The organism is Cyanobium sp. ATX 6A2, from assembly GCF_024346355.1.
Lineage (GTDB): Bacteria > Cyanobacteriota > Cyanobacteriia > PCC-6307 > Cyanobiaceae > NIES-981.
The window spans coordinates 105259-131362 of record NZ_JAGQCU010000002.1 but is presented as its reverse complement, the minus strand read 5'-3'; the positions used below and the strand labels follow the sequence as shown (position 1 = coordinate 131362).

Sequence of the window (26104 nt, the reverse complement as noted above, 5' to 3'; positions counted from 1 at the left end):
CGGGTAGTCCTTGGACAACCTCCTGCCTCAGGCCTACCTGATCGGCCTCGTGCTGCTGCTTGGCGTGGCAGCAGCCGTGGTGGCCCGCCAGATCTGGCGCGTCCGCAGCGATGAGGTCACCCTGGCCCGGCTCGAGCGGGGCGGCGAGACCGGACAAAGCGATGACGCGGCCGCTCTCTACGAACTGGCCTCGGTGCAGCTGCGCAAGCGCTTCTACAGCCAGGCGGTGGACAACCTTCGCAAGGCCCTGAAGCTGGCCCGGGCCGGCGGCGATCCTGCCGACGCCCTGGCCCTGATCGAGAACGCCCTGGGTTTCGCCCTGGCGGCCCAGAACAACTACAAGAGCGCCATCCGGCACTACCGCTCGGCCCTGGAGGCCCGGCCCGACTACCCGGTGGCCCTCAACAACCTGGCCTACGCCCTCGACAAGCAGGGCAGCCTCGAGGAGGCCAGCCAGACCTACCGGCGGGTGCTCGAGCTCGACGCCGGCAACACAACGGCCCGCAAGCGGCTGGAGCGGCTGGAGCGAACCCTGGAGACCCCCGCCCCCCAGGCCGGCCCCTAGCTCACCACAGTCCCCGAATCGGAGCGGCCGGACGATCGGACGGGGTTGGTGCTGCAGGCCCCGACAGGGGGCTCAGTTCCAGGCGGCCGCCGGGGTTGATCAGGCGAGAGGCCTGCCAACCCGAGAGGGACAGGCCCTGGAGCCCGATGAACACCCCGCCGGGCTCGAGGCTGGCGAGGCCCACGGGACGCAGCAGCAGCAGATCGAGCTGGTCGCTGCGGGCATTGAGGTTGCCCTGCACAGGACTCACCACCTCGCCCACGCGCATCTCTCCGCGCAGATCCACCATCAGACCGATGGTGCGGGGCCTGGCCAGCCGCAGCTGCACCGGCACGCTCTGAGACGAACCGAAGGGCTGGTAGGTGCCACTCCAGAACAGGGGCAGATCCCTGGCCAGCAGCTGGGCCCGGGCTACCGGATCGAAGGTCTCCACACCCTCCAAGCGGGGCATGGCGGGGTCGGGGAAGGCCGCGCCGGAGGGGCTCAAGGGCGGGCTGAAGGCCGGCGGGTCGCCGAAGGCCTTGCTGTCCAGGGGCATCTGAGCCAGGGCTCCGCCGCCGCCGGTGAGCACCGCCGCCGCCACGGCCAGCACGGCGAGCAGGGGCCTGGAGGCGGCTGACCGCGCCGGGGCAGCGGCGGAGGGCTCTGGGGTGGTGGGCACAGCGGCAGGCAGGACAACGGCGGTGGTGGGAGGCTAGATCCATCCCCAGCGCTGCGTCCGTCCTCCGCGTGGTTCAGTCCGTCCCCCACACCGCCCCCACGAACCCCGAACCCGATGCCCTGGTGATCGGCGGTCGCCGGTTCCACAGCCGCTTGATGACCGGCACCGGTAAGTACCCGAGCATCGCGGCCATGCAGGCCAGCGTGGCCGCCAGCGCCTGCGAGATCGTCACGGTGGCCGTTCGCCGCGTGCAGAGCGGGGCCGCCGGCCACGAGGGGCTGATGGAGGCGGTCGACTGGTCGCGCATCTGGATGCTGCCCAACACCGCCGGCTGCGCCACCGCCGAGGAGGCCGTGCGGGTGGCCCGGCTGGGCCGCGAGCTGGCCAAGCTGGCGGGGCAGGAGGACAACACCTTCATCAAGCTGGAGGTGATTCCCGACAGCCGCCACCTGCTGCCGGATCCGTTCGGCACCCTGGAGGCGGCCGAACAGCTGGTGCGCGAGGGTTTCACCGTGCTGCCCTACATCAACGCCGATCCCCTGCTGGCCAAGCGGCTGGAGGAGGCGGGCTGCGCCACGGTGATGCCCCTGGGCTCGCCGATCGGCTCCGGCCAGGGCATCCGCAACGCCGCCAACATCGCCCTGATCATCGAGAATGCCAGCGTGCCGGTGGTGGTGGACGCCGGTCTCGGCGTGCCCAGCGAGGCGGCCCAGGCCATGGAGATGGGCGCCGACGCGCTGCTGATCAACAGCGCCATCGCCCTGGCCGGCGACCCCCCGGCGATGGCCAGGGCCATGGCGCTGGCCGCCGAGGCGGGCCGCACCGCCTTCCATGCCGGCCGGCTGCCGGTGCGGGGGGAGGCCAGCCCCAGCTCCCCCAGCCGGGGCCGTGTCGGCGCCTGAGGCCCCGTAAAGAAGCGTTCCGGCACCTGGGCGGCTCCGCCCACGCTCCATAGGGTGAACGGATCTAGCCAGGTCGTGATGCAGGTCACCGAAGAAGACGGCGGCAAACTCAACGCCTTCGCCCGCGAACCCCGCATGGTGGTGATGGAGGAGGGGGAACGGCGCGGGCCCGGCAGCCGCAGGCTGCTGATCGCCGCGGCCGTGCTGGTGCCCCTGCTGGTGCTGCTGGCGGCGGGGATCAGCCACTAGCGGGCCTGCCCGCGCGTGACGGTGGCGGCTGGTCTGCGTAGCAGGATGGGCCGCATTGCAGGATGGGCAGACCTGGGGATGCGGCAATGAAGATCTTCGTTCTCGGCGGCGACGGGTTCTGCGGCTGGCCCTGCGCCGTCAACCTGGCCGACGCCGGCCACGACGTGCTGATCGGGGACAACCTCAGCCGCCGCAAGATCGACATCGACCTGGAGGTGGAGTCGCTCACCCCCATCGCCACCATCGGCGAGCGGCTGCGGGCCTGGGAGCAGGTGGGCGGCAAGACGATCGGCTTCGAGCACCTCGATATCGCCGCGGAGTACGACCGCCTGCTCGAGCTGCTGCGCCATGAGCGCCCCGATGCGGTGGTGCACTTCGCCGAGCAGCGGGCCGCGCCCTACTCGATGAAGAGCAGCGCCACCAAGCGCTACACCGTCGACAACAACGTCAACGGCACCCACAACCTGCTGGCCGCGATCGTGGAGAGCGGCCTGGATGTGCACATCGTGCACCTGGGCACGATGGGCGTGTATGGCTACGGCTCCCACCGCGGCGCCACCATCCCCGAGGGCTATCTCACGGTGGAGGTGCCGCAGCCCGATGGCAGCCGCTTCACCGAGAAGATCCTGCACCCGGCTGATCCGGGCAGCGTCTATCACATGACCAAGACGCTGGATCAGCTGCTCTTTTATTACTACAACAAGAACGACGCCATCCGCGTCACCGACCTCCACCAGGGCATCGTGTGGGGCACCAACACCGACCTCACCGAGAGAGATCCCCGGCTCACCAACCGCTTCGACTACGACGGTGACTACGGCACCGTGCTCAACCGCTTCCTGATGCAGGCGGCGATCGGCTACCCGCTCACGGTGCACGGCACCGGCGGCCAGACCCGGGCCTTCATCCACATCCGCGACTCGGTGAAGTGCGTGCAGCTGGCCCTGGAGCACGCCCCCAGCAGCGGCGAGAAGGTGAAGATCTTCAACCAGATGACCGAAAGCCACCAGGTGGGTGAGCTCGCCCGCAAGGTGGCCGACCTCACCGGCGCCACGATCCACTACCTGCCCAACCCCCGCAAGGAGGCGATCGAAAACGACCTGATCGTGGACAACCGCTGCTTCATCGAGCTGGGCCTCAAGCCCACCACCCTCGATGAGGGCCTGATGGCCGAGGTGGTGGATGTGGCCCGACGCTGGGCCGACCGCTGCGACCGCAGCCGCATTCCCTGCCAGTCGGCCTGGACCAGCAAACAGGCCCAGGCCATCGCGGCCGTTCCGGCCGTCTGAACGCCGCCCTCACCGGCCTCTCCGGTCCCCCTCCCTTGAAGATCGCCTTCTTCACCGAAACCTTCCTGCCCAAGGTGGACGGGATCGTCACCCGGCTCACCAAGACCGTGCAGCATCTGGTGGCGGCCGGTGACGAGGTGCTGATCGTGTGCCCGGAAGGGGGGCCGGACACCTACATGGGCGCCCGGGTGGTGGGGGTGCCGGCCATGCCGCTGCCGCTCTACCCCGAGCTCAAGCTGGCCCTGCCGCGGCCGGCGGTGTCGGAGGCGCTGGAGGCGTTCGAGCCCCACCTAGTGCACGTGGTGAATCCGGCGGTGCTGGGCCTGGGGGGGATCTGGCTGGCCAAGACCAGGGGCTTTCCCCTGGTGGCGAGCTACCACACCCATCTGCCCAAATACCTGGAGCACTACGGCATGGGCATGCTCGAGCCCCTGCTCTGGGAGCTGCTCAAGGCCGCCCACAACCAGGCCAGCCTCAACCTCTGCACCTCCACCGCCATGGTGCAGGAGCTGAGCGAGAAGGGCATCCAGCACACCGACCTGTGGCAGCGGGGGGTGGACACCGAGCTGTTCCGGCCCGAGCTGCGCAGTGAGGACGCCCGCCGCCGGCTGCTGGGGGGCCACAGCGACACCGGCAAACTGCTGCTCTACATCGGCCGCCTCTCGGCCGAGAAGCAGATCGAGCGCATCCGGCCGGTGCTGGAGGCGATGCCCGATGCCCGCCTGGCCCTGGTGGGCGACGGCCCCCACCGCCAGCAGCTGGAGGCCCACTTCAGCGGTCTGCCGGCCAACTTCGTGGGCTACCTGGCAGGCGAGGAGCTGGCGGCCGCATACGCCAGCGGCGATGCCTTCCTGTTCCCCTCCAGCACCGAAACCCTGGGGCTGGTGCTGCTGGAGGCGATGGCGGCCGGCTGTCCGGTGGTGGGCGCCAACCGCGGCGGCATCCCCGACATCGTGACCGACGGGGTGAACGGCTGCCTCTACGAACCCGATGGAGACGACGACGGAGCCGCCAGCCTGACGGCGGCAACCCGGCGCCTGCTCGGCGATCCAGCCGAGCGCCAGGCCCTGCGCCAGGCCGCCCGGGCCGAAGCCGAACGCTGGGGCTGGGCCGGCGCCACCGATCAGCTGCGCGCCTACTACGGCCGCCTGCTGGCGGGCGAACCGCTGCGCCTGGTGGCCTGAGGCGGGCTTCAGTTCAACGGGGCAGGCACTGGCTGAACCGGAGCCGCGACCCGGACGTTTGCGAACCAGGCGGTCAACAGGGCCTGGGCCATGGGCACCGCGACGGTGCCGCCGAAACCGCCGGTGTTCTCCCCGAAGGCCACCACCACCAGATCGGCATCCTCCGCGGGCGCGTAGCCGCCAAACCAGGCATGCACGGGCCTGGGGGGATCCTCGGCGGTGCCCGTCTTGCCCGCCGCCGGGGGCAGGTTGGACTGATTGAGCGCCCGGGCCGTGCCCTGCTCCACCGCCAGGCGCAGGCCCTTGCGCACCGTGGCGATGGTGTCCGGCTGGAAGCCGATCCACTGCCGCTGCGGCTCCCGCTCCACCAGATGGGGAGTCACCAGCCAGCCGCCGTTGGCCACGGCGGCATACATGCGCGCCATCTGCAGGGGGGTGACCAACACGGCCCCCTGACCGATGGAGGCCGTGATCGTGTCCACGTCGGTCCAGGGTTCACCCAGCACCTCCTTTTTCCATGCCTTGTCCCCCAGCAGGCCCTTGCTCTCCTCATCCCTCAGCTCCACGCCGGTGCGCTGCCCGAAGCCCAGCTGCCTGGCCGTGTGGAAGAGGGCATCGCCACCGATGTTGATGCCCGCCCGGTAGAAAAAGCTGTTGCTGCTGAGGGCCAGGGCCATCGGGAAGCCGAGCTGGCCCATGCTCACGTGGTCGCGATAGCAGAGACCGGCGCGGCAGTAGGAGGCGGTGGTGAGCTCGGTGGAGCCGGGGTGATAGCGCTCTGATTCGAGCGCCGCCAGGCTGGTGACGATCTTGAAGGTGCTGGCAGGGGGGAAGCCCTGCAGCGTGCGGTTGAGCAGGGGAGCCTCGGGGCTGTTGAGTGCCGCCCACTGGGGGATGCTCGGGGCCGGGGAGAAGATGTTGGGATCAAAGGAGGGCCGGCTGGCCATCGCCCGGATTGCCCCGGTGTTGGGATCCATGGCCACGATCGCCCCCTTGGCCACCCCATCCAGGGCCTTCTCGGCGGCCTGCTGCAGGGGCAGATCGAGGGTGAGACGCAGGTCCTTGCCGGCCCGGGCCGGCTTCTCCCCCAGCACCCGCTGCACCTGACCGGCGGCGTTCACCTCCACCTGCTGGCCGCCCCACTCACCGCGCAGATGGGCTTCGAACACCTTCTCCAGGCCGCTGCGGCCGACACGGTCGCGGATGCGATAGCCCTGGTCGCGCAGGCGCTGATATTCCTCCTCGGTGATGCCGCTGGTGTAGCCGAGCACGTGGGCACCGAGGCGGCCGTGGGGATAGCTGCGCAGCACATCCACATCCACCTCCGCACCCGACAGCTCGCTGGAGCGTTCGCGGAAGCGCAGCACCTGATCGGGCTTGAGGTTCTCGGCCAGCTGGACGCGGAAGCCCTCGCTGTTGGCCCCTGAGCGACGCTGCTCCTCGAGCTGGTTGGCCGGCAGCTCCAGCAGGGCCGCCAGGCGATCGCGCAGGGCCGGCCAGGCCTCATCGCTCACCTCGCGGGGCTGCACGTAGAGGTTGTAGGTGAGGCGGCTGGTGGCCAGCACCCGGCCGTGGCGATCCAGCAGCCGGCCGCGGATGGGGTTGCGCGGCATCAACCGGATGCGGTTCTCATCGGCCCGCTGGCGGTTCTCGGCCCCGTGCAGCAGCTGCAGCCAGGCCAGGCGCGTGACCATGGCGCCGCTGAACAACAACAGCAGCAGCAGCAGCCACACCGGCTGGCGGCCCAGCCCGCTGTGGCGGGCGCCGGAGGCGAACGCCATCGCTAGCGGGAGGCGTCGCCGGCCTCAGGTGACCCGGGGGGCACCATCGCCTGCTCAAGCTGCTGCAGCCGCGCGGCGATCGCCGCCAGCCGCTGCTCCAGTTCCAGCGGATCAATCGCGTCGACACCCCCCTCGGCGAAAGTGGCAGAGGTAGAGGGAGTGGCAGTGGCAGCGGCGCTGGCAGTGGCGCAGGCGGGCTGCTCGCCCACATCGCGCACCTCCACCTGCATCACCGGGTTGCCCAGCCCGGGGCTCACCTGATCGAGCTGGGCACGCACCCGGCTGGCCGCCGGTTCACCCTCCTGGCGCAACTGGCCGAGGGGGTCGGCACTGCTGCCATCGAAGGCCGCCATCACCTGCTGGGGACCGCCCTGGCGGGCCCGCTCCACCATGGCCATGCCCACCGGCAGCACGTCCTGCATCAACGTCAGCCGCAGGGCGTCGAGGGGGTCGGCGGCCATCACCGGAGGGGCAGGGCTCTCCAGTCTGCCTTGGGCGCCGCGCTCAGGGCAGGGCGCCGGGGTCAGGGCAGGGTGTCGCTGATGGCCGGCCGCGGCGCCGGGGCGCGGCAGGCCTGCTGGCTGCCCAGCCACCAGCCACCCACGGTCGCCACCACCAGCAGGGCAGCCAGGGGCAGCAACGCCTGCCGGGTGGCCTCCAGGCCGATCCATTCACCCCAGGCGCGCAGGCTGCGATCGCGATCGAAGCGGCGGCGCTGGCGGGCCTCCTCCCGCTGGCGGCGCTGCAGCGACCGGCTCACCCAGCGCTCGAAGGAGCGTTTCTTGGTGACGGCCATCTTGCGTTCCACCTCCAGCAGCTGGCCGGCGCTGAGCTCGGGGTTGAAGGTGGTGATCAGCTCCAGGCTCTTGAGGAACATCTCCACCGCCCCGTCCTTGGCGAGGCGATCCTGCTCCTCGAGCAGGTCCCAGTCGAGCTCGGGGTAGAAACGGCCGCGGTTGGCCGCGATCTGCTCCTCCGGCATCTGGCCCGGTTCGCGCAGCCAGCGGTCGGTGTTGGCGTCGAAGCGGCGCCAGTAGAGGAACGGGTTCAGGTAGATGGTCTTGCCGCCCAGCTGGATGCTGTCCTGCTGGAGCCGGCGCTGCAGCTCAGGGTCGCTGGATGACGCGGGGGCGGCGCTCACGGCACGACGAATTGGGGACCCGAAGGTAACGGACACCCCCGGCGCTCGCCACGGGGCCTCCGCGTGCGCCCCCCGAAGCTCACTCCCACTCGATCGTGCCGGGGGGCTTGCTGGTGATGTCGAGCACCACCCGGTTCACCCCCTGAACCTCATTGACGATGCGATTGGAGATGGTCTCCAGCAGCTCGTAGGGGAGGCGCGACCAGTCGGCGGTCATGCCGTCCTCCGAGGACACGCAGCGCAGCACCACCGGGAAGGCATAGGTGCGCTTGTCACCCATCACCCCCACGCTGCGCACCGGCAGCAGCACCGCGAAGGCCTGCCAGATCTCGTTATAGAGGCCAGCGTCGCGGATCTCCTCGCGCACCACCAGATCGGCGTCACGGAGGATGTTGAGTTTGTCTTCGGTGACCTCACCGAGGATGCGGATCGCCAGACCCGGGCCAGGGAAGGGATGGCGGCCCACGATCTCCTCGGGCAGGCCCAGGTTGCGACCCACCTTGCGCACCTCGTCCTTGAACAGCCGGCGCAGGGGCTCCACCAGCTTGAAGCGCAGGTCCTCGGGCAGGCCGCCCACGTTGTGATGGCTCTTGATCTTCACCGCCACCCGCTCGCCGGTCTTGGCGTCCACGTTGGTGTCGGCGCTCTCGATCACATCGGGATAGAGGGTGCCCTGGGCCAGGTAGTCGAAGGGGCCCAGCCGCCGGCTCTCCTCCTCGAACACGCGGATGAATTCGGTGCCGATCAGCTTGCGCTTGCGCTCCGGATCGGTGACGCCGGCCAGCTTGCTGATAAAGCGCTCGCGGGCATTGATGTACTGCACCTGAATATGGAATTTCCGGTCGAAGAAATCCATCAGGAATTCGGGCTCCCCTTTGCGCATGAAGCCCTGATCGATGAACATGCAGGTGAGCTGATCGCCGATCGCCCGGTGCAGCAGAAAGGCGAGGGTGGAGGAGTCGACGCCACCCGAAAGGGCCAGCAGCACCCGTTTATCGCCCACCTGGCGTCGCACGTCCCCGATGGCCTCGTCGATGAAGGCGGCAGTGGTCCAGTCGGCCTCACAGCCACAGATGTGATACACAAAGTTGCGCAGCATCGCCATGCCGCAGCTGGAGTGCACCACCTCAGGGTGGAACTGCACCCCGTACAGGCGTCTGTCGTGGTTGGCCACCGCCGCTTCCGGCGTGTTGACGGTGTGGGCCAGGCGCACGAAGCCCTCCGGCAGGCGCTCCACCGAGTCGCCGTGGCTCATCCACATCGTCGAGCCCTCCTCGACGTTGGTGAGCAGATCGGTGGGGTCGTCGACGTGCAGGGGGGCCTTGCCGTATTCGGCCTTGCCGGCCGCCACCACCGAACCGCCCAGCTGCTGCACCATCAGCTGCATGCCATAGCACACGCCCAGCACCGGGATGCCCAGTTCCCAGATGCCCGGATCACACACCGGCGCCCCGGTTTCGTACACCGAGCTGGGGCCACCGCTCAGAATGATCCCGCGCGGGGACAGGGCGCGCAGCTGCTCGGCGCTGGTGGCATAGCTCATCACCAGCGAGAACACCTCCGTTTCACGCACCCGCCGGGCGATCAGTTCGGAGTACTGGGAGCCGAAGTCCAGGATCACGATCGCCGGATAGCGGGACGACTGGGAGGCGGCGTCGATCACGGGCGTGGGCGCTGGCACGGACATGGGCGCTGGGCGGGCCGGCGCTGAAGCCTAGGGGTCGCCACCGGGCGCTTCCACCGCCGCGGCGCCGAAGGCCGCCAGCAGCCGCTGCCCCTCAGGCCCGCAGGCCCGGACCCGGCGGCGGCGGTCGAACAGCACCGCCCCCACCGCCAGCGGGCCGCTCTGACCGTGGCTGCGCAGGTAGGCCTGGCTGCGCTGCTCGATCGCCGCGGCGATGCGGGCCCGCAGCCGCGCCGCCAGCTCGGGGTGCTGCCCCTCCAGCTCGCTGAGGGCCGTCTCCACGCTCGGGGCCGCGTGCAGGCGGGCAAGGTCAGAGCCGGCCAGGCCCTCCAGGGCGGCCAGGGCGGTGAGCACCTCGGCGCGGCCATCGGCCAGGTGATGGTGGGTGTGGAAGATCCCGCCGGCCAGCTTGATCAGCTTGCCCTGGACGCCGAACAGCAGCAGCCGCCGCACACCGGCCTCGGCCGCCGCCACCAGCAGCGGGCCCAGCCAGTTACCGGCCTTAAGCAGCAGCGCCGCGGGCAGGCCCAGCCGGGGCGCCAGGTCGAGGCCGTTCTCGCCGATCACCAGCACCAGATCCCCGGCGAAGCCTGGAGCGGCGGCGCGCTGGCGCAGCACCCCCAGGGCCTCCTCCAGCTGCTCGGGAGCTGCACTGCGCTGCACCCGGGCCTGGGTGCCGATCAGGGCCAGTCCCTCCACCACCCCGAAGGCGGCATTGCTGGTGCGCTCGGCCAGACGGCGGCCCTCGGGAATCGTGAGGTCCAGCGCCAGGCGCCTCCCCATCGGCACCAGGGAGCGCAGATTCCAGTCCAGCAACTGGCGGGCGTAACCCGAGAGGCAGGCCTGGCCGCTGGCCTGGATCACACCCACGCCCTCACCGCCGCGCAGCTCCAGCCAGGGGCCCGGGCCCTCCAGCCAGCGCGCCTGCACCCACACCAGCAGGCCCCGGGTGAGATCGAGCACACCGGCGCCGGGGTCGCAGCGGGCCATGGCCAGGGCGCTGCCATCAGCCAGGGGAGCTGCCGCCTCGATCGGGATCGCCTCGATCCCGGCGCCGGGATCGAGGCGCAGGGGCTGCTCCGCATCCACGGGCTCCCGTCGCAGCCCCTGCAGCGCCGCCCGCGCCGCGGCGGCGGTCCACACCGGCAGGGTGTAGCCGGCCTGGCCGCTGCCGGGCTCAGCCATGGGGGATGGACGTGTTCACCTGAGGGGCAGACCTGCACTGTTTTTTATGGTGGTCGATTGCGGCGCCGCCGGGCGCGCTCTCCTTCACCCCGCTTCGCCCCCGCCACCTCCACCATGCAGGACAAGCTCACCCTGATGATCCCCGGCCCCACCCCGGTGCCGGAAACCGTCCTGCAGGCCATGGGCCGGCACCCGATCGGCCACCGCAGCGCCGATTTCCAGGCGATCGTGCATCGCACCACCGAGCAGCTGAAGTGGCTGCATCAGACCAGCAGCGATGTGGTGGTGATCACCGGCAGCGGCACCGCCGCCATGGAGGCCGGGATCATCAACGTGCTCAGCCGGGGCGACACGGTGCTCTGCGGCGACAACGGCAAGTTTGGTGAGCGCTGGGTGAAGGTGGCCCAGGCCTACGGCCTGGATGTGCAGGTGATCGAGGCCGACTGGGGCCAGCCCCTTGATCCAGAGGCCTTCCGGGCCGCCCTCGAGGCCGACACGGCCAAGGCGATCAAGGCCGTGATCCTCACCCACTCGGAAACCTCCACGGGCGTGATCAACGATCTGGAAACGATCGCCCGCCATGTGCAGGCCCACGGCACGGCGCTCACGATCGCCGACTGCGTCACCAGCCTGGGGGCCTGCGACGTGCCCATGGACGCCTGGGGCATCGACGTGATCGGCTCGGGCTCCCAGAAGGGCTACATGATGCCGCCGGGGCTGGCCTTTGTGGCCATGAGCGAGCGGGCCTGGGAGGCCGCCAAGAGCTCCGACCTGCCGAAGTTCTATCTCGACCTGCTCAAGTACCGCAAATCCGCCCAGGCCGACAGCAACCCGTTCACACCTGCCGTGAACCTCTATTTCGCCCTGGAGGCGGCGCTGGGGATGATGCAGGCGGAGGGACTGGAGGCGATCTTTGCCCGCCATGCCCGCCACCGTGCCGCCGCCCAGGCGGGCATGACGGCCATGGGCCTGGCGCTCTATGCCGCCGCCGGCCATGGCAGCCCGGCGATCACCGCTGTGGCCCCCGCGGACATCGACGCCGAGACCCTGCGCAAGCGGGTGAAGGAACGCTTCGACATCCTGCTGGCGGGCGGCCAGGACCACCTCAAGGGCAAGGTGTTCCGCATCGGCCACCTGGGGTTCGTGTGTGATCGCGACGTGCTCACGGCCGTGGCCGCCATCGAGGCCACCGTGCAGGAGCTGGGGCTGCACACGGGGGCGCCCGGCGCTGGCGTGGCGGCCTGTGCCGCCGCCCTGGCGGGCTAGGCTGCATTGGATAAGCAACTGTCACCTGCCAGTTGCTTATCACTTGCGGGTGTAATTCAGTGGTAGAATGTCAGCTTCCCAAGCTGAACGTCGCCGGTTCGAGCCCGGTCACCCGCTTTTCAGTCCAGACCTGAAAACTGTTGTCGCTCAAGCGATCGCCTTGCTTGGCACTCGTTGGCGGCATGCCAGAGGTTGACTGGGGGTGAAAGGCAGTGCCAGCGATTGGTTCAACCTTCTCACAGTGCTTCTCCCTGCTGGTCGTTTCATTGTCTGAGCTGACTCCACCCGTGTGGAGTCAGCTGAGTCTCGATGCCTCAGCAGGTCGCTCGGGTTGAGGGTTGGCAGAGAGTGGGGCTGAGTGCGGCCCAACATCACCACCCAAGCAAACTTGTCCACGCGGCGATTCAACCAACGACCGATCGATCCCCAGGCACTGCGGCGATACCAGGATGTTCGTTGGGCGATCAGCAGGATCGACGGAGATCATCAGCTCCACTGCCCAGCGATTTCCGTGTTGACCGTCCTTGATCGGTCCGGAGCGCCGCACAGGATCGACCGAACCCGAGACCTGACAGGCGACCTAAGATACGGTCCTGACCTGGTCTGACCCGCTGATGGTGCACCGCGTGCTGACCGAGACCGCCGTAAGCATCTCGGAACACAAGAAGAACCCCATGGCCACCGTGGCGGCCGGTGAAGGGATGGCGGTCGCGGTGCTCAACCGCAACGAGCCGGCCTTCTACTGCGTTCCGGCCCGGGCCTACGAGGAGTTGATGGATCTCGTGGAAGACCTGGAGCTGGGCCGCATTGCCGATGCCCGGCTGGCGGATGGGCAGGAGCCGCTGCGGGTCAGCCTCGATGCCCTATGAGCTGGCCTTTCATCCCGAGGCCCTGCGGGAATGGCGGACCTTGACCGCAGGGATTCGAGAGCAGTTCAAGAAGAAGTTGGCCGAACGGCTGATCGAACCGCGGATTCCCGCCAGCAAGCTGCGGGGATCCAGTCATCGCTACAAGATCAAACTCCGCGCCGCCGGATTTCGCCTCGTCTACGAAGTGCGGGATCGCGATGTGCTGGTGCTTGTTGTGGCAGTGGGCAAGCGGGAGCGCAATGCTGTCTATCGCCAGGCCGATCAGCGCTGAAGCCCATGCCCCATGGCCGACTCCAAGCCCTCTGAGCTGGATGAGCTACGTCAGGAGGACGCCCGACTGATTGCCCTGCTGGAGGCCCAAGGAATCGCCTGGCGCTCCGGCGCACCTGCCCCATCTGAACCTGCGCCAATTTCACTCCAGGCCCCAGTCAAGGGTCCCGTTTCCACGCAGGAGAAGGTGGTGCTCTTCCGGCGTCTCTTCCGCGGCCGTGACGATGTCCATGCCCTGCGCTGGCACCAACAGCAGCGGGCGATCGGGCTATGCGCCGGCCTGCGCCAATGAGTGGCGGCCAGGCATCTGCGAAAAGCCGCGGTTGGCCTGTGCCGCAACGCATGTGGGAGCGGCGGCTGCGGGGCTACCGGGCGATGGGGTATTCGCTGATTTCAGATCAGCAACCCATGCCGAGCTCCTGAGCCTGGGCGGCCAATTCATCGAGGGCCACGACACGCTGATGATCGATGGCGTGCCTGTAGGCCATCAGGTCGGCCAGGCGAATGCGCTGGTGGGTGCCGACCTTGCGAAAGGGGATCTCCCCTCGCTCCAGCTGCTCAATCAGGAACGGCCGCGACACAGTCAGCAGATCAGCGGCCTGCTGGGTGGTGAGTTCATTGGGGAGTGACGGTGATGTCATGGCCCTGCCGCGGATTGGTGTCTTATGTCAGTGTCGGACTCAGGCCCAGTGCAGCGGCGGCTTGCTGCATCCGCCCATCGAAGCTGGCCAGCTGGGTGCAGCGGCTGTGGAGCGCCACCACCAGATGCAGGGCATCACCGGCCTGCAGCAGTCGCTCGAACTGCTCCCCCGCCGCCTGGCGTGCCTGCGGGCTGAGGCCATGGTGACGTTGCTTGATGCCCAGGGCGCTGTGGGTCTCGGTGATCAGCCAGTCGCTGCTGATCAGGGTTTCGCGGCACTGCTCAAACCAGTCGAGGGCCTGCGGGCTGCGCTCTTCTGGAGTCAGCAGCGCGACCACCACGCTGGTGTCGAGATAGATCATCGCTGGGTCAGCGTCACCAGCGCTCACTGGTGCGGCAGTCCTCGATCACCGAGGGAGTGAGGGGCATGGAGGTCTGCAGCCGGCGAAGGTCAGCGGCCAGAGCTGAGCGATCCAGCTTGTGCAAAGGCTCCAGACTCAGCCGGCCATCGGGGCCAACAACGATCTCGATCTGGTCGCCTTCCTGCAGTCCGGCCTGGCGCAGGCAATCGGCGGGGAGCCTCACTGCCAGGCTGTTGCCTCAGCGGCGGATCGCCTGCTGGAAGTGGCGGCCTGCATCAACCGATCGGCCCTGGGGTTGGGACTGCGTCAAGGAATCCACTCGGCCTTCCACGGCCTGCTGTAGATACACGACCCTACGTTCGGTTGGCCGTGGCGGGGCGCAAGCGGGAGCGCAGTGCTGTCTACCGACAGGCTGACCAGCTCAGAAGCCCCCCGCCACCGCCACGACCACACCTGATCAGCGCTCCAGCAGCCGCCAGAAGCTCCGGCTCGTGGCGTAGGCCTCCCGCAGCCGCCCCACAAAGCTGGAGTGGGGCTCCACACCCTGCCAGTCGTCGATGCGGGAGGCCAGCAGATCGCAGGCGCGCAGGTGCTCGGCGGCGTGGCGAAAGCGCTTGGCGCGGCCCATCACCAGCGCGAACACCACCATCGCCCGCAGCAGCACGGTGGCCGCCAGGGGGTGGTCGGCGCTGAGACGCTCGGCGGCGGGGCCGTAGATCTCGAAGGCGTCGCCATCCCAGGCCTGCCAATGCGCCATCACGTAGCGGGCAGCTCGGGAGAGGGCCGGCCAGGCCACCAGGAATTGCAGTGCCAGCAGCGGCTGGGGATGGGCCTCGGCCACCGCCAGGGCCTTCGCTTCGGCCTCCACATCCTCGAAGTCGTCGAGGCGCTGGAGGTAGGCACGCAGCTGGGTGATCGAGAGCGTGCGGCAGAAGCACTGCCAGCGACGGTGCTGGGCCTCCTCGCGGCGACCGAGGGCCTCGAGCACAGCGATGTGGGCGTCGTCCCAGGCCGGGGCATCGAGGCTGGCCGCGGCTCGCGAGGCCCGCTCCAGCACGGCGAGGGCCTGCTCGGCCCGGCCCGCCCGCAGCAGGCGCAGGGCCACATCGGCGGCGGTGTCGGGCCAGCCCAGCTGGCGGTCGTCGAACAGCGCCAGATAGGCATCCACATCGCCCCGCGCCTCGGCGATCTGCCCCCTCAAGGCGCGATCGATGCCGCCGCGCTCGAGCAGGGTGTTCTCGAGGTGGTCCAGCCCGTCCTCTCCCAGGAGCGGGGCGAGGCCGGCGATGAGCTGATCGAACTGGCCGAATCCGTTCTCGTTGAGCAGTTCGGCCAGCGACTCGGCCAGCGCCTGGGGCGTGATGGGGGCGGCCCTGGCCAACGGCTCCAGATCGTCCGCCGCCCTGCGGAACACGCCGATCACCACGCCGGTGGTGTCGGAGCAGCGCTCCATCACCCCATCGGCCAGCAGCAGGAAACGCACCAGCAACTGGACGGCCAGGGCCGGATCGCTCTGGGCAATCGGTGTGCTGATCGCTCGGCGCTGGGCCTCCAGATCCGCCAGCAACGCCGCGCGTTTGCGCGAATCCACGAAGGTGGTGGCGCGGGCAATCGCCGCCAGGCGCTTGCGCACCTCCCGGGCCGCGCCCTCAGCACCCTCAGCGGCTGCCAGGGCCAGCCGCAGCCGCCGCTGGAGCACCGCACTGCCGCTGCTCACCTCCAGCAGCAGCTCGGCCAGGGCTGCGGCACCGAGCGCTTCAAGGTTGTGGGCATTGAGGGTGCGCTTGCTGGCCATCGCCCCAGTTCAGCGGAAGGCAGCTCCACCCGGCCAAGCTGCGGAGGGCGCAAACCGATCACGGTGGCCACGGGTATATCCGGCATGGTTCACCATCCAGCCATGGGCGTCGCCGATCACGACCTGCCACCACCACCCGGTGATCTGGCCGGCCTGTACGACGCCTACAGCCCGGCCGTCTATCGCCTGGCCCTGCGCCTCTGCCGCAACCCCAGCGCCGCAGAGGATCTGGTGCAGGACGTGTTCCTGCGCTACTGGCGCCAGGAGCGCTACGACCCCAGTCGGGGGCCGGTGCTGGCCTACCTGCTGCTGCTCACCCGCTCGATGGCGATCAACCGCCTCAACCAGCAGCGCAACCGCTGGCAGGTGCTGCAGCGCTGGTCGACCCAGCTGCTGGGGGGGCACCAGCGCAGCCCCCACGACTGGGCCGAGCTGGGGGATCTGGCCGAACGCATGCGCGCTGCCCTGGCCCAGATCCACGCCAACCAGCGCCAGGTGCTGGAGCTGGCCTACTACGAGGGCATGAGCCAAACGGGGATCGCCGAGCACCTGCAGATTCCCCTGGGCACCGTGAAAACCCGCTCCCGCCAGGGCCTGCTCGCCCTGCGCCGGCAGCTCCAGGATTTCGCCGCCGACTCCTCCGCCCCCCTCCTCACCCCCCCTTCCCTTGCCGATCGCCATGAGCCCCGCTGACCCCCACCTCGATGAACTCCTGGCCGGCTACGTGCTCGGCGACCTCGATGAACGCGAGCGGCAGGAGCTGCAGGATGCCCTCGCCAGCTGCCCTGATCTGCAGCGCCAGCTCGATGACCTGCGCCTGACCCTGCAGCTGCTGCCGATGGCCCTGCCCGGGGCCGCGGAGCCGCCGCCGCGCCTGCGCCAGCGGCTGCTGCGGGCGGAACAGGATCGGCGCCAACCCCGCTCCCCCGGCCAGGCCGAGCGCTGGCGACCTCAGCCCGCCCAGCTCGGCCTGGCCGCCATGGCCTTCGCCCTGGTGGCCCTGGGGACCCAGGTGGTGCAGTTGCGCGGGGAAATGGCCAGCCTGCGGCAGGCCCCACCGGCGCCCACCGGGCTGGGACCAGCCCTGCAGGCCAGCCGCACCCTGCCGATGCGGGGCACCGAAGGGCATCCAGAACTCTTCGGCCAGGTGGTGGTGAACCCCGGCCAGACCCACAACCTGCTGCTGATCCACGGACTTCCGCCGGCTCCGCCCAGCCATGTGTACCGCCTTTGGGCCAGCGTGGGCGGGACCACCAAGCGCTGCGTGCACTTCGTGCCCAATGCCGACGGCAGCGTGGTGATGCCGATCCCCAGCCAGCCCACCAGCGGGGCCCAGGCCCTCAGCATCACCCTCGAGCCCCTCCGCACCGATACCAGCACCCCCGATGGCCCTCAGCTGCTCACCAGTGTCTGAAGCTCCGCCCACGGCGTTCCCGGCCCTGAGCCGCAGCCAGCTCGCCACCCTGCAGGTGAACCTCGGCTACCGCTGCAACCAGAGCTGCAGCCACTGCCATGTGAACGCCGGCCCCAGCCGCACCGAGATGATGGATGCGGACACCATCGCCCTGGTACCGGCGGTGCTGCAGGCGCGGGGCATCACCGGCCTGGATCTCACCGGTGGCGCCCCGGAACTCCATCCCGGCTTCCGGGATCTGGTGGAGCGGGCCCGCAAACTGGGGGTGGCGGTGATCGACCGCTGCAACCTCACCATCCTCAGGGAGCCCGGCCAGGGGGATCTGGCGGCCTTCCTGGCTGATCAGGGGGTGACGGTGGTGGCCTCGCTGCCCTGCTACAGCGCCGCCAACGTCGACCGGCAGCGCGGCGATGGCGTGTTCGAGCGCAGCATCGCCGGCCTGCGGCAGCTCAACGCCCTGGGCTACGGCGCCGAGGGCTCGGGCCTGGAGCTGGATCTGGTGTACAACCCCCAGGGTCCCAGCCTGCCGCCGCCCCAGGGGCTGCTGGAGGCCGACTACCGGCGGGAGCTGGCCGAGCACTTCGGCATCCGCTTCAACCGGCTCTACACGATCACCAACATGCCCATCCAGCGCTTCGCGGCGGTGCTCCGCCAGCAGGGCGAGCTGGAGCGCTACATGGACCTGCTGCGGAGCCACCACAACCCGGCCAACCTGGCCCAGGTGATGTGCCGCTCCACGCTGAGCGTGGACTGGCAGGGCTTTCTCTACGACTGCGACTTCAACCAGATGCTGGGTCTGCAGATGCTGCGCCTGGCGGCCGGCGGCCGCGACCCACGGCGCCACCTGCGCCAGCTGCTGGAGCACGACCCCAGCGGTGAGTCGATCGCGGTGGCCGATCACTGTTTCGGCTGCAGCGCCGGAGCCGGCTCCAGCTGTGGGGGGGCCCTGAGTTGAACACCCCTGCGCCGAACAGCACATCCACCACCACCGTGGCAACCCACAACCCCGCTCGAGACAACCTCGCCAGCAGGCGTGTGCTGGTGGTCTGCACCGGCAACTCTGCCCGCAGCATCATGGCCGAGGCCCTCTTCCAGGCCCTGGGTGAGGGGGCTGTTGACGTCGCCAGCGCCGGCAGCGCCCCCACGGGCCGGGTCCATCCGCTGGCCCTGGAGCAGATCCGCCGTCTGCCCGTGGACCCCACCCGCTACTCCAGCAAGAGCCTGTCGACGGTGCTGAACGCGGCGGAGGCCCCCTTCGATCTGGTGATCACGGTTTGTGACCACGCGGCTCAGAACTGCGGGGCGCTGCCAGGCGAGCCGAACAGGCTGCACTGGGGCCTGCCCGATCCGGCCGCCCATCAGGAGACCCAGGAGGCCCGGCGGGCCTTCTCCGCCTGTTTCGACGAGCTGTCGCAGCGCATCAGTGGTCTGCTGGATGCAGGCCTGGTGTGATCTGCTCCTGGGCGCCACACCGCGCTCCAGCCAGAGGCGCGGCAGGCGACTGGCCAGCCAGGCCCAGAGGGGTGCCCCGATCAGCACACCGGGCACCGTGAGCATCACCAGCGGACAACAGGGCTCCCGGCACAAATCCAGCCAGCAGGGAGGTGAACAGCGTGCACCCTTCCATGCAGCTGGCCAGGGCCAGGGCCGCAATCCCCATAGCGGCTGGAAACAGCCACCGCTGCGGGAACAGCTCCGTCTAGGCGGCCAACCCGTTGACCAGTGGAGGAACGGGATCGATCAGGACTGGGGGGCGGGCACCGCCGGGCACTGCTGGGCTTCGAAGTCGCAGCTGTAGATCGCCGGCTTCTGCCAGTGCAGGGGGATCTCCAGCAGATCCCGGGGGCCACTGATGCCCTGGGCCACCAGCACCACCGCCGCCAGCACCGTGGCGGACACGTGCAGCCGTCGCCAGCGCAGGCTGCGCTGGGTTTCAGGCTTGGCCGCCATGGCGAACAACAGCAACCCGATCAGACCGATGCCGCCCCAGAAATGGGACTGCCAGAAGGCCGGCTCCAGGGGGTTGTCGCTCAGGCGCCACACCTCCGGCTGCAGGCCGAGGCCGATCAGGCCGATCCAGCAGAGCAGCGCGAAGCTGGCCCGGAAGGGGGGCTGGCGCGCCCGCCAGAACGCGGCGAAGGCCGCCGCCGTACCGGCCGTGACCAGGGTGAGCAGAGCCAGGCGGGAGGGGCCTCCGGCAAACTCGGCCAGCGGCACCTTGGTGAGGATCACCACCACCAGCGCCACCAGCACGGCCAGCACCACGGATCCGGTGAGCCAGCGGCCCAGATCGGCGTGGTCGCGGCCGCTGGTCACCGGCAGCTTGCTCTGCCCCAGGCGCCGCTGGCGGGCCTGCACGCCCAGGCGCACCACCATGCCCACCAGGGGGTAGATCACCACCACGGCCAGCGCCGGATGCAGCAGCCAGAGCCAGTCAATCGTCTGCAACGCCATCGCCGGCACTCCATCGCGTTGCCTCAAACATGGGGTCCAGGGGGGTCCCTGTCAGGTGATTGGTGTAGTTCGACAGGGTCTTCAAGGCAACGCCGAGCACCACCTCAAGCACCTGCACCTCGCCATAGCCGGCGTCGAGAAAACCATCCAGGACGTCCTGAGGGGGCCAGCCGCGGCTGCTGACCACCGCCTGGGTGAAGGCGCGCAGGGCCTCGAGGCGTGGATCGCCGAGGCTGTTGGAGGAGCGGATCGCCTCCAGCACAACGGGGTCGACCCCCTGGGTGCCGGCCATCAGGGTGTGGGCGGCCACGCAGTAGGTGCAGGCGTTGTCGGTGCTGACCGTGAGCAGCACCACCTGTTGCTCAACCGACGAGAGCGAACTGGCGGCAAACAGCTTCTGGAGCGTGAGGTAGGCCTCGAGCACCGGCGGTGCGCTGCTCAGCACCGCCAGGAGATTGGGCACCACGCCATAGGCGGCCTGTGCCTGCTCCAGCAGAGGCCGGGAGGCGGCCGGAGCCGCCTCGATCGTGTGAACGGGATAAGACGGCACGGTCACTCAGCGACGGGGGCCGCAGCCGGTGCGGGCCGGGCCGCAGTCGCCGGTGCGGGCCGCGCCACAGCCACCGGCACCGCAACGGGAGCGTTCGGCGGCGGGGGAGGCAGGCCATCCGGTGAGGGAGCCCCGCTGGTGGGGCATGGCCTGGGCTGCGAGCGGCAGGGCCGCCAGTGAGATCGTGGCGGCGGCAAGGCCCTGGGAGAGCCGGCGGGAAAGGGAGGTCATGGCGAAGATGGCAAGGGAAAGGTCGATCGGCAGCCGGGGCGTTGTGGAGACACCGCCTGCGGTCGACTGTTGTAAGTACCGCTCAACACGCCGCCTGGATTGCCGGGGCCGTGAGTCGGGGGCGCTGCAGGCGGGCTATCGAGCTGCAGCACCGCCATTGCTGGTGCCAGCGCGGCTCCTCATGGGCTCTGGCGGTTCAGGTCCCAGTTGTAGGGGAGATAGGCCAGGCGGTAGTTGCCCCCCAGCACCAGCTCCTGCTCCTCCGCGGGGCGGTGGCGGGCGATGAAGTGCAGCACGGCGCTCTCGCTCTCGTGGCCCGGCACGGGGGCGGCATCGGGGTCGGCGCGCGGCCAGTCCTCGCCAAACCACTCGAAGATCGAGGAGATGGCCACCTCCCCGGCGTCCCGGTCGATCCGCAGACCCTCGCTGCTGGCCAGCCAGCGGTTGGTCTGATCCTCCAGCTGCCGCTCCAGCTCCGGGCCCGTGAAGGCCTCGCGGCGCAGCGGCGGGCAGCTGATGGCGGCACACACCAGGGCGGCGTGGATGCGGGGCTCGTTGTACTCGCGCCGCAGGATCTGGTGCTCGATCTCGTCGAGGGTGAGGCGCTGACCCATCACCGGGTGGCGGCGGAATTTCCACACGCCGGGGATGGCCTTGATGGTGGGCCGGATCGGATCGTGATCGATGATCGAGCGCAGGGTGAGGGCGTTGTAGGCGTTGATCAGCAGGGCGATCTGCTCGGCCTCGCTCCAGGAGGCGAAGCGCTCGGGGGTGAGTTCGGCCAGCGCCTGGAGGTAGCGGTCGAGCTGGGCCGGTTCCCGCTGCAGGGCTTCGTAGGCGACCATGCCGCGCCCATCCACCACCCGCTCCAGCACAGCGTTGAGGTCGGCTGGATCCAGGGGTGGCTGGGCGGCGGCGCTGACGGCGCTGCCGCTGGTGCCGCGGCCCAGCAGCGCGGCCGGTCCGCCGGCGCAGCCCGCGGCGCCGAGCAGCAGCACCCCGCAGAGCAGAACCAGCGGGGCGCGGTGGCGGACAGGGAGCATGGCTTGAGGGCAGATGACGGATACGGGGGTTTACCGCTGAACAGCCGGATCGGTTCGCTCACGGCCCGGTGGCTCCAGGCTCAGCAGCAGACCCACCAGCAGGGGCAGCCACAGCAGCAGCCGCTCAGCGGTGCTGAGCTGCCAGTCCGGCAGCCGGGAGGGCAGCACGAAGTACACGAAGGCGGAGAGGCTCACCAGCCGGGCCCCCCAGTTCTGACTGGGCACGGCGAAGGGCATCAGCCAGATGAAGTACCAGGCGTGCACCACCGGTGAGAGCAGCAGCAGGGCCAGCAGGTAGCGCCAGGCGAACACCCCCAGCCGCGCCGTGGTGCCCAGCAGCACCGCCAGGGCCACCAGCAGCAGCAGCCCGTGCACGGCATTGATCTGCTGGGTCCAGGGCCAGAGCTGGCCGATCCAGTGGGGCATCCATTCGGCACTGCGGCCATGGCGCATGAACGTGGAGCCGGTGGGCAGCAGTGGACAGGCCGGTCCCCGGCAGAACACCAGGGCCCCCAGCAGCAGCGGCGCCAGCCCCAGCAGCGCGGTGCCGAGCACGGGCCCGGGCCGCCGAAGCGTGCGCCAGCGGTTCCAGGCGCGATGGATCAGCAGCGGCAGGGTGATCCACTTCAGGGCCACACTCAGGCCCAGCAACAGGTCGATCCAGGCCTGGGGGCGGGGGCCCCGGAGCGGGGGATCGCGGTCAGCCAGCAGCCAGCCCGCCACCAGCGGCAGCAGGAACCAGCTGTCGTAGTGGCCGCCGCCACTGATGCCATAGATCACCAGCGGATTCCAGCCGTAGAGCGCCGTGCGCGCCGCGCCGAAGCGGGCGGCGAGCAGGCCGCAGATGGCCAGGTCGGCGGCCACAAAGGAGAGCTTGAACAGCAGCACCTGCTGGGCCACGGCGGCATGCAGCCGAAACAGCAGCTGGGCCAGGGGTGGGTAGATGGCGGTGGTGTCCGGATGGTTGATCTGCGGCCACCAGGGCGTGCGCAGCCCCTCCAGGGCCGCAGCATCCGGCGGCAGCGCATAGGGACTGAACCCCTGCAACTGGATTCCCCCCTCCCAGAGGTAGCGCCAGATGTCATCGCCGGGCTCCATGGCCAGCAGCGCCAGCCGCGTGAGCAGCGCCACCGCCCAGAACAACACCCTGGGAATCGAGGCCAACGACCAGGAGAGGGCGAACCCCACCCCCATCACGGCCGCGGCCATCCAGAACGGCAGCAGGTTGGCGGCGTCGAACAGATCGCCGTGGGGGCGCATCATCAGCGCCCCGCCGATCAGCAGCAGGGCGCTGGCCGGCAGCCGCAGCCGAGCCGGCCAGCGGCGCCACTGCAACCGCTCTGGAGAACGCTGTTGAGCAGGCTGATGCGACATCAGTGCCATCGCCGCAACCACAACCGGCCGAGGGTGGTGAGGATCACGCTCCCCGCCCGGAGGCTGGCTCCCCAGCGTCCCGAGATCTTCGAGTCTCCGGCCAGCCGCGGCCGATGGGAAATGGGAATCTCGCGACTGCGCAGGCCGAGCTCGATGGCCCGCACCTGCATCTCCAGGGTCCAGCCGTAGCCGCGGTCGCGCATCCCCATGGCCTCGAAGGCCGAACGCCGCACCAGCCGCAGGGGGCCCAGATCGCGATAGCGAACCCCCCAGCCCAGGGCGATCAGGGCCGTGGCCAGCCGGTTGCCCCAGTGCTGCAGGGACGTGAGCGCCGCGCGCCCCGCGGCGGTGGCGGTGCGATCGCCCAGCAGCAGGTCGTGGTGATGCGCCAGCTGCAGAAAGCGGGGCAGCTCCTCGATCGGGTCGCTGCCATCGCCATCGCAGAACAGCAGCCAGCGGGTCGCAGGGTCGAGGTTCCCGCAACCCCTCCAGCAGGCCCGGCCATAGCCGGGCCTCGGTTCGCTGAGCACCTCCGCTCCCAGCTCCAGGGCGATCACCGCGCTGCCATCGCGGCTGCCGTTGTCCACCACCCGGATGCGGCGCAGCCCCTGGCTCTGCAGCTGGCCGATCACATGGGCGAGCGTCTGCTGCTCATCGCGCACCGGGATCACCACCTGAATGCTGTCCAGCAGTTCCGTGGCGGGCCAGGTTTGCGATTGATCCAGGGCCATGGACGATCCCGAGTTGCCTACGAACCGGCTGCGGTAGACGATCCAGGTTGTCTGGGTCGTCGGGATCGGCCAGGGGGCACTGCTCCCGCCATCACCATCCCAGCATGGGCCGACGATCGCGGCTGATGGCGGAGAGCGCGGCACTGTTCCAGGGAAGCGAACCCGTGCTGCCGGTTTGGGCCCTGCCCATTTCGGGCAATCCGCAGCGAGGCTTCACGGGTAACGACGGGGACGAGCCTGTTTCATGTCCTCAACCCCATCTCCACCGGCCGGCCGGCGCCCCCGCTGGCGCCAGCTGCTGCTGATCGCCGCCATCGCCCTGGTGGTGGTCCTGTTCTTCGGCCTGGGCCTGCACCGCCAGCTCACCCTCGAGGGGCTGCAGCGCGCCCATGGCGCCCTGCTGGAGCGGCGGGCGCAATCGCCCCTGCTGGTGGCGGGGGCCTACATGGTCATCTACGTGCTGGTCACGGCCCTGTCGCTGCCGGGGGCCGCGGTGCTCACCCTGGCCGGCGGGGCGATCTTCGGCCTGGGGCTGGGCACGCTGCTGGTGTCGTTCGCCTCCAGCCTGGGCGCCCTGCTGGCGTTCCTGGTGGCCCGCACCCTGCTGCGCGATCTGGTGCGGCGCCGCTTCGGCCGCCAGCTGGCGCCGATCGAGGCGGGCGTGGAGCGCGATGGGGTGCTCTACCTGCTCAGCCTGCGGCTGGCGCCGGTGTTCCCCTTCTTTCTGATCAACCTGCTGATGGCGCTGACGCCGATGCGGGCCGTCAGCTTCTACCTCACCAGCCAGCTGGGCATGCTGCCCGGCACCCTGGTGTACGTGAACGCCGGCACCCAGCTGGCCCAGCTGCGCGGACTCGGGGGCATCCTCAGCCCCCCGCTGCTGGGCTCGCTGCTGCTGCTGGCCCTGTTCCCCTGGCTGGCGAAGGCGGCCACCCGCCGCTGGCAGATCTGGCGTCTCTACCGCCCCTGGCAGCGCCCCCGACGGTTCGACCGCAACCTGATCGTGATCGGCGCCGGCGCGGCGGGTCTGGTGACCTCCTACATCGCCGCCACGGTGAAGGCGCGGGTGACCCTGGTGGAGCGCGCCGAGATGGGCGGCGACTGCCTCAACACCGGCTGCGTGCCCAGCAAGGCCCTGATCAGCTCGGCGCGGCTGGCGGCCCGCATGCGCCGCGCCGACCGCTACGGCCTCGAACCGGTGGAGCCGCGCCTGAGCGTGCGGCAGGTGTTCGCGCGGGTGGCCGCCAAGGTGGAGGCGATCGCGCCCCACGACAGCGTCGAGCGCTACGAGGGCCTGGGGGTGGAGGTGCTGCGGGGCCAGGCCCGCCTGCTCGATCCCTGGACCGTGGCGATCCAGGGGCCCGAGGGGGAAGAGCACAAGCTCACGGCCCGCGCGATCGTGCTGGCCACCGGCGCCGAGCCGGTTGTGCCCCACTGGCCGGGGAGCGATGCCGTGCCCCTGCTCACCAGCGAAACGGTGTGGAGCTGGCTGGGCAGCTGCGCCCTGGAGCGGCCGCGGCTGGCGGTGCTGGGGGGCGGGCCGATCGCCTGCGAACTGGCCCAGGCCCTGGCCCAGCTGGGCCTGCCGATCACCCAGATCCAGCGCAGCGAGCGCCTGCTGAAGAAGGAGGACGCCGACGTGGCCGCCGAGGTGCAGCGGGCCCTGGAGGCCGACGGCGTGACCCTGCTCATGGGCGCCCAGGTGCTCGGCTTCGAGCGGGAACCAGGCCCCCAGGGTGCGGTGACGGTGCTGGTGCAGCGGGGCGAACGGCAGGAGCGGATCGCCTGCGATGCCGTGCTCTGCGCCCTCGGCCGGCGCGCCCGGCTCACGGGCTACGGCCTGGAGGAGCTGGGCATCCCCACCGGCGCCACGGTCACCACCAACGCCTTCCTGCAGACCAACTACCCCAACATCTACGCCGCCGGCGATGTGGCCGGGCCGTTCCAGTTCACCCACACCGCCGCCCACCAGGCCTGGTATGCGGCCGTGAACGCCCTGTTCGGCAACCTGCGCGCCTTCAAGGCCGACTACCGGGTGATTCCCCGCACCACCTTCACCGAACCGGAGGTGGCCACGGTGGGGCTCACCGAAGCCGACGCCGCGCAGCAGGCCATCGCTGTGGACGTGTCCCGTTTCCCCCTGCACGAACTCGACCGCGCCATCGTGGAGAGCGCCGAGCAGGGTTTCGTGAAGGTGCTTACCCAGCCCGGCAGCGACCGCATCCTCGGCGCCACGATCGTGGGCGAGCACGCCGGCGAGCTGCTGGCCGAGTTCGTGCTGGCGATGAAGTGGGGCCTGGGGCTGGGCCGGATCTTTGCCACCATTCACGCCTACCCCACCATGGCGGAGGCCAACAAGTTCGCCGCCGCCAGCTGGAAGAAGCAGCGGGTGCCCCACCACCTCATGCCCTGGCTGCGCCGCTACCACGCCTGGCGGCGGCGCGGCTGAGCCCACCGAAGCCCT

Annotated in this window: 30 protein-coding genes and 1 tRNA gene; 15 read left to right on the top strand and 16 right to left on the bottom strand. The window is 70.0% G+C overall.

Going from position 1 to position 26104, the window contains the following annotated elements:
• Nucleotides 1–10 precede the first annotated feature (10 nt).
• Entirely contained in the window at nt 11–565 is a 555-nt protein-coding gene (locus KBY96_RS03275; RefSeq protein WP_254977785.1) for a tetratricopeptide repeat protein, read from the top strand.
• Between the two features lies 1 nt (nt 566).
• Here KBY96_RS03275 and KBY96_RS03270 read toward each other — a convergent pair whose 3' ends face one another.
• Nucleotides 567–1226, bottom strand: coding sequence for a hypothetical protein (locus KBY96_RS03270; protein WP_254977784.1), 660 nt, complete (start codon nt 1224–1226; stop codon nt 567–569).
• Nucleotides 1227–1294: 68 nt separating this feature from the next.
• On the opposite strand from KBY96_RS03270, the gene KBY96_RS03265 reads away from it, so the two are divergent.
• The 4 genes from KBY96_RS03265 to KBY96_RS03250 all read left to right on the top strand — a co-directional run bounded on the left by KBY96_RS03265 (nt 1295) and on the right by KBY96_RS03250 (nt 4850).
• Complete coding sequence (locus KBY96_RS03265; RefSeq protein ID WP_315859460.1) at nt 1295–2128, top strand: thiazole synthase; 834 nt, start codon at nt 1295–1297, stop codon at nt 2126–2128.
• A gap of 78 nt (nt 2129–2206) precedes the next feature.
• Nucleotides 2207–2377, top strand: a complete 171-nt coding sequence (gene psb34 / locus KBY96_RS03260) for a photosystem II assembly protein Psb34 (protein ID WP_254977783.1) — start codon at nt 2207–2209, stop codon at nt 2375–2377.
• 86 nt (nt 2378–2463) lie between these two features.
• Entirely contained in the window at nt 2464–3666 is a 1203-nt protein-coding gene (locus KBY96_RS03255; protein WP_254977782.1) for an NAD-dependent epimerase/dehydratase family protein, read from the top strand.
• Between the two features lie 35 nt (nt 3667–3701).
• On the top strand, nt 3702–4850 hold the full coding sequence (locus KBY96_RS03250) for a glycosyltransferase family 1 protein (protein ID WP_254977781.1): 1149 nt from the start codon (nt 3702–3704) through the stop codon (nt 4848–4850).
• Between the two features lie 8 nt (nt 4851–4858).
• Here the strand turns inward: KBY96_RS03250 and mrdA are convergent, their stop codons facing one another.
• The 5 genes from mrdA to cbiD all read right to left on the bottom strand — a co-directional run bounded on the left by mrdA (nt 4859) and on the right by cbiD (nt 10641).
• Nucleotides 4859–6631, bottom strand: a complete 1773-nt coding sequence (gene mrdA, locus KBY96_RS03245; RefSeq protein ID WP_254977780.1) for a penicillin-binding protein 2 — start codon at nt 6629–6631, stop codon at nt 4859–4861.
• A 2-nt stretch (nt 6632–6633) separates the two neighbouring features.
• Entirely contained in the window at nt 6634–7092 is a 459-nt protein-coding gene (locus KBY96_RS03240; protein WP_254977779.1) for a hypothetical protein, read from the bottom strand.
• Nucleotides 7093–7154: 62 nt separating this feature from the next.
• Complete coding sequence (locus KBY96_RS03235; RefSeq protein ID WP_254977778.1) at nt 7155–7772, bottom strand: hypothetical protein; 618 nt, start codon at nt 7770–7772, stop codon at nt 7155–7157.
• Nucleotides 7773–7851: 79 nt separating this feature from the next.
• Nucleotides 7852–9459: a glutamine-hydrolyzing GMP synthase gene (gene guaA, locus KBY96_RS03230; protein ID WP_254977777.1), complete on the bottom strand. Its 1608-nt coding sequence runs from the start codon at nt 9457–9459 to the stop codon at nt 7852–7854.
• A 27-nt stretch (nt 9460–9486) separates the two neighbouring features.
• Nucleotides 9487–10641: a cobalt-precorrin-5B (C(1))-methyltransferase CbiD gene (gene cbiD / locus KBY96_RS03225; RefSeq protein ID WP_254977776.1), complete on the bottom strand. Its 1155-nt coding sequence runs from the start codon at nt 10639–10641 to the stop codon at nt 9487–9489.
• 114 nt (nt 10642–10755) lie between these two features.
• On the opposite strand from cbiD, the gene KBY96_RS03220 reads away from it, so the two are divergent.
• The 5 genes from KBY96_RS03220 to KBY96_RS03200 all read left to right on the top strand — a co-directional run bounded on the left by KBY96_RS03220 (nt 10756) and on the right by KBY96_RS03200 (nt 13338).
• Complete coding sequence (locus KBY96_RS03220; protein WP_254977775.1) at nt 10756–11907, top strand: alanine--glyoxylate aminotransferase family protein; 1152 nt, start codon at nt 10756–10758, stop codon at nt 11905–11907.
• A gap of 45 nt (nt 11908–11952) precedes the next feature.
• A tRNA-Gly gene (locus KBY96_RS03215) sits at nt 11953–12024 on the top strand.
• Between the two features lie 497 nt (nt 12025–12521).
• Nucleotides 12522–12776, top strand: a complete 255-nt coding sequence (locus KBY96_RS03210; RefSeq protein WP_254977774.1) for a type II toxin-antitoxin system Phd/YefM family antitoxin — start codon at nt 12522–12524, stop codon at nt 12774–12776.
• The gene (locus tag KBY96_RS03205; RefSeq protein ID WP_254977773.1) at nt 12766–13047 is read left to right on the top strand and encodes a type II toxin-antitoxin system RelE/ParE family toxin; all 282 of its coding nucleotides are present in this window, start codon (nt 12766–12768) and stop codon (nt 13045–13047) included. The genes KBY96_RS03210 and KBY96_RS03205 overlap by 11 nt, the downstream gene beginning before the upstream one ends.
• Before the next feature lie 12 nt (nt 13048–13059).
• Nucleotides 13060–13338: a hypothetical protein gene (locus KBY96_RS03200; protein WP_254977772.1), complete on the top strand. Its 279-nt coding sequence runs from the start codon at nt 13060–13062 to the stop codon at nt 13336–13338.
• Between the two features lie 106 nt (nt 13339–13444).
• On the opposite strand, the gene KBY96_RS03195 is transcribed toward KBY96_RS03200, so the two are convergent.
• From KBY96_RS03195 to KBY96_RS03180, 4 genes are all read right to left on the bottom strand, one after another.
• Nucleotides 13445–13687, bottom strand: coding sequence for an excisionase family DNA-binding protein (locus KBY96_RS03195; protein WP_254977771.1), 243 nt, complete (start codon nt 13685–13687; stop codon nt 13445–13447).
• 22 nt (nt 13688–13709) lie between these two features.
• Nucleotides 13710–14048: a type II toxin-antitoxin system VapC family toxin gene (locus tag KBY96_RS03190; protein WP_254977770.1), complete on the bottom strand. Its 339-nt coding sequence runs from the start codon at nt 14046–14048 to the stop codon at nt 13710–13712.
• 13 nt (nt 14049–14061) lie between these two features.
• Nucleotides 14062–14277: an AbrB/MazE/SpoVT family DNA-binding domain-containing protein gene (locus tag KBY96_RS03185; RefSeq protein ID WP_261358054.1), complete on the bottom strand. Its 216-nt coding sequence runs from the start codon at nt 14275–14277 to the stop codon at nt 14062–14064.
• Between the two features lie 228 nt (nt 14278–14505).
• The gene (locus tag KBY96_RS03180) at nt 14506–15843 is read right to left on the bottom strand and encodes a DUF6880 family protein (RefSeq protein ID WP_254977768.1); all 1338 of its coding nucleotides are present in this window, start codon (nt 15841–15843) and stop codon (nt 14506–14508) included.
• A 102-nt stretch (nt 15844–15945) separates the two neighbouring features.
• Between KBY96_RS03180 and KBY96_RS03175 the strand changes: the two genes are divergently transcribed.
• Genes KBY96_RS03175 through KBY96_RS03160 form a run of 4 tightly spaced genes read left to right on the top strand, consistent with a single transcriptional unit; the run spans nt 15946 to nt 18709 of the window.
• Nucleotides 15946–16536, top strand: a complete 591-nt coding sequence (locus KBY96_RS03175; protein ID WP_254977767.1) for a sigma-70 family RNA polymerase sigma factor — start codon at nt 15946–15948, stop codon at nt 16534–16536.
• Nucleotides 16523–17257 carry an anti-sigma factor domain-containing protein gene (locus KBY96_RS03170; protein ID WP_254977766.1) on the top strand — a complete coding sequence of 245 codons (735 nt, stop codon included), beginning with the start codon at nt 16523–16525 and terminating at the stop codon, nt 17255–17257. Before KBY96_RS03175 ends, KBY96_RS03170 begins: the two co-directional genes overlap by 14 nt.
• Nucleotides 17229–18212 carry an arsenosugar biosynthesis radical SAM (seleno)protein ArsS gene (gene arsS / locus KBY96_RS03165; protein WP_254977765.1) on the top strand — a complete coding sequence of 328 codons (984 nt, stop codon included), beginning with the start codon at nt 17229–17231 and terminating at the stop codon, nt 18210–18212. The genes KBY96_RS03170 and arsS overlap by 29 nt, the downstream gene beginning before the upstream one ends.
• Nucleotides 18213–18247: 35 nt before the next feature.
• The gene (locus KBY96_RS03160; RefSeq protein WP_254977764.1) at nt 18248–18709 is read left to right on the top strand and encodes an arsenate reductase ArsC; all 462 of its coding nucleotides are present in this window, start codon (nt 18248–18250) and stop codon (nt 18707–18709) included.
• Between the two features lie 288 nt (nt 18710–18997).
• On the opposite strand, the gene KBY96_RS03155 is transcribed toward KBY96_RS03160, so the two are convergent.
• From KBY96_RS03155 to KBY96_RS03130, 6 genes are all read right to left on the bottom strand, one after another.
• Nucleotides 18998–19711 (bottom strand): DUF4079 domain-containing protein, encoded by a 714-nt coding sequence (locus KBY96_RS03155; RefSeq protein ID WP_396122236.1) that lies wholly within the window; start codon nt 19709–19711, stop codon nt 18998–19000.
• Nucleotides 19692–20261 (bottom strand): carboxymuconolactone decarboxylase family protein, encoded by a 570-nt coding sequence (locus tag KBY96_RS03150; protein ID WP_254977763.1) that lies wholly within the window; start codon nt 20259–20261, stop codon nt 19692–19694. The genes KBY96_RS03155 and KBY96_RS03150 overlap by 20 nt, the downstream gene beginning before the upstream one ends.
• Before the next feature lie 6 nt (nt 20262–20267).
• Entirely contained in the window at nt 20268–20492 is a 225-nt protein-coding gene (locus KBY96_RS03145) for a hypothetical protein (protein WP_254977762.1), read from the bottom strand.
• A gap of 179 nt (nt 20493–20671) precedes the next feature.
• Nucleotides 20672–21535: a DUF547 domain-containing protein gene (locus KBY96_RS03140; RefSeq protein ID WP_254977761.1), complete on the bottom strand. Its 864-nt coding sequence runs from the start codon at nt 21533–21535 to the stop codon at nt 20672–20674.
• A gap of 30 nt (nt 21536–21565) precedes the next feature.
• Nucleotides 21566–22909: a hypothetical protein gene (locus KBY96_RS03135; RefSeq protein WP_254977760.1), complete on the bottom strand. Its 1344-nt coding sequence runs from the start codon at nt 22907–22909 to the stop codon at nt 21566–21568.
• Nucleotides 22909–23640 (bottom strand): glycosyltransferase family 2 protein, encoded by a 732-nt coding sequence (locus KBY96_RS03130; protein WP_254977759.1) that lies wholly within the window; start codon nt 23638–23640, stop codon nt 22909–22911. Before KBY96_RS03130 ends, KBY96_RS03135 begins: the two co-directional genes overlap by 1 nt.
• 244 nt (nt 23641–23884) lie before the next feature.
• Between KBY96_RS03130 and KBY96_RS03125 the strand changes: the two genes are divergently transcribed.
• On the top strand, nt 23885–26089 hold the full coding sequence (locus tag KBY96_RS03125; RefSeq protein WP_254977758.1) for an FAD-dependent oxidoreductase: 2205 nt from the start codon (nt 23885–23887) through the stop codon (nt 26087–26089).
• The last annotated feature ends 15 nt before the right edge of the window (nt 26090–26104 follow it).

What these genes read in the sequence shown, in the direction of transcription:
- psb34 (WP_254977783.1), top strand. Translation starts at nt 2,207, where the DNA reads ATGCAGGTCACCGAAGAAGACGGCGGCAAACTCAACGCCTTCGCCCGC.
- KBY96_RS03255 (WP_254977782.1), top strand. Translation starts at nt 2,464, where the DNA reads ATGAAGATCTTCGTTCTCGGCGGCGACGGGTTCTGCGGCTGGCCCTGC.
- mrdA (WP_254977780.1), bottom strand. Translation starts at nt 6,631, where the DNA reads ATGGCGTTCGCCTCCGGCGCCCGCCACAGCGGGCTGGGCCGCCAGCCG.
- KBY96_RS03240 (WP_254977779.1), bottom strand. Translation starts at nt 7,092, where the DNA reads ATGGCCGCCGACCCCCTCGACGCCCTGCGGCTGACGTTGATGCAGGAC.
- guaA (WP_254977777.1), bottom strand. Translation starts at nt 9,459, where the DNA reads ATGTCCGTGCCAGCGCCCACGCCCGTGATCGACGCCGCCTCCCAGTCG.
- cbiD (WP_254977776.1), bottom strand. Translation starts at nt 10,641, where the DNA reads ATGGCTGAGCCCGGCAGCGGCCAGGCCGGCTACACCCTGCCGGTGTGG.
- KBY96_RS03220 (WP_254977775.1), top strand. Translation starts at nt 10,756, where the DNA reads ATGCAGGACAAGCTCACCCTGATGATCCCCGGCCCCACCCCGGTGCCG.
- KBY96_RS03210 (WP_254977774.1), top strand. Translation starts at nt 12,522, where the DNA reads ATGGTGCACCGCGTGCTGACCGAGACCGCCGTAAGCATCTCGGAACAC.
- KBY96_RS03205 (WP_254977773.1), top strand. Translation starts at nt 12,766, where the DNA reads ATGCCCTATGAGCTGGCCTTTCATCCCGAGGCCCTGCGGGAATGGCGG.
- KBY96_RS03200 (WP_254977772.1), top strand. Translation starts at nt 13,060, where the DNA reads ATGGCCGACTCCAAGCCCTCTGAGCTGGATGAGCTACGTCAGGAGGAC.
- KBY96_RS03195 (WP_254977771.1), bottom strand. Translation starts at nt 13,687, where the DNA reads ATGACATCACCGTCACTCCCCAATGAACTCACCACCCAGCAGGCCGCT.
- KBY96_RS03190 (WP_254977770.1), bottom strand. Translation starts at nt 14,048, where the DNA reads ATGATCTATCTCGACACCAGCGTGGTGGTCGCGCTGCTGACTCCAGAA.
- KBY96_RS03180 (WP_254977768.1), bottom strand. Translation starts at nt 15,843, where the DNA reads ATGGCCAGCAAGCGCACCCTCAATGCCCACAACCTTGAAGCGCTCGGT.
- KBY96_RS03175 (WP_254977767.1), top strand. Translation starts at nt 15,946, where the DNA reads ATGGGCGTCGCCGATCACGACCTGCCACCACCACCCGGTGATCTGGCC.
- KBY96_RS03170 (WP_254977766.1), top strand. Translation starts at nt 16,523, where the DNA reads ATGAGCCCCGCTGACCCCCACCTCGATGAACTCCTGGCCGGCTACGTG.
- arsS (WP_254977765.1), top strand. Translation starts at nt 17,229, where the DNA reads ATGGCCCTCAGCTGCTCACCAGTGTCTGAAGCTCCGCCCACGGCGTTC.
- KBY96_RS03155 (WP_396122236.1), bottom strand. Translation starts at nt 19,711, where the DNA reads ATGGCGTTGCAGACGATTGACTGGCTCTGGCTGCTGCATCCGGCGCTG.
- KBY96_RS03145 (WP_254977762.1), bottom strand. Translation starts at nt 20,492, where the DNA reads ATGACCTCCCTTTCCCGCCGGCTCTCCCAGGGCCTTGCCGCCGCCACG.
- KBY96_RS03140 (WP_254977761.1), bottom strand. Translation starts at nt 21,535, where the DNA reads ATGCTCCCTGTCCGCCACCGCGCCCCGCTGGTTCTGCTCTGCGGGGTG.
- KBY96_RS03135 (WP_254977760.1), bottom strand. Translation starts at nt 22,909, where the DNA reads ATGTCGCATCAGCCTGCTCAACAGCGTTCTCCAGAGCGGTTGCAGTGG.
- KBY96_RS03130 (WP_254977759.1), bottom strand. Translation starts at nt 23,640, where the DNA reads ATGGCCCTGGATCAATCGCAAACCTGGCCCGCCACGGAACTGCTGGAC.
- KBY96_RS03125 (WP_254977758.1), top strand. Translation starts at nt 23,885, where the DNA reads ATGTCCTCAACCCCATCTCCACCGGCCGGCCGGCGCCCCCGCTGGCGC.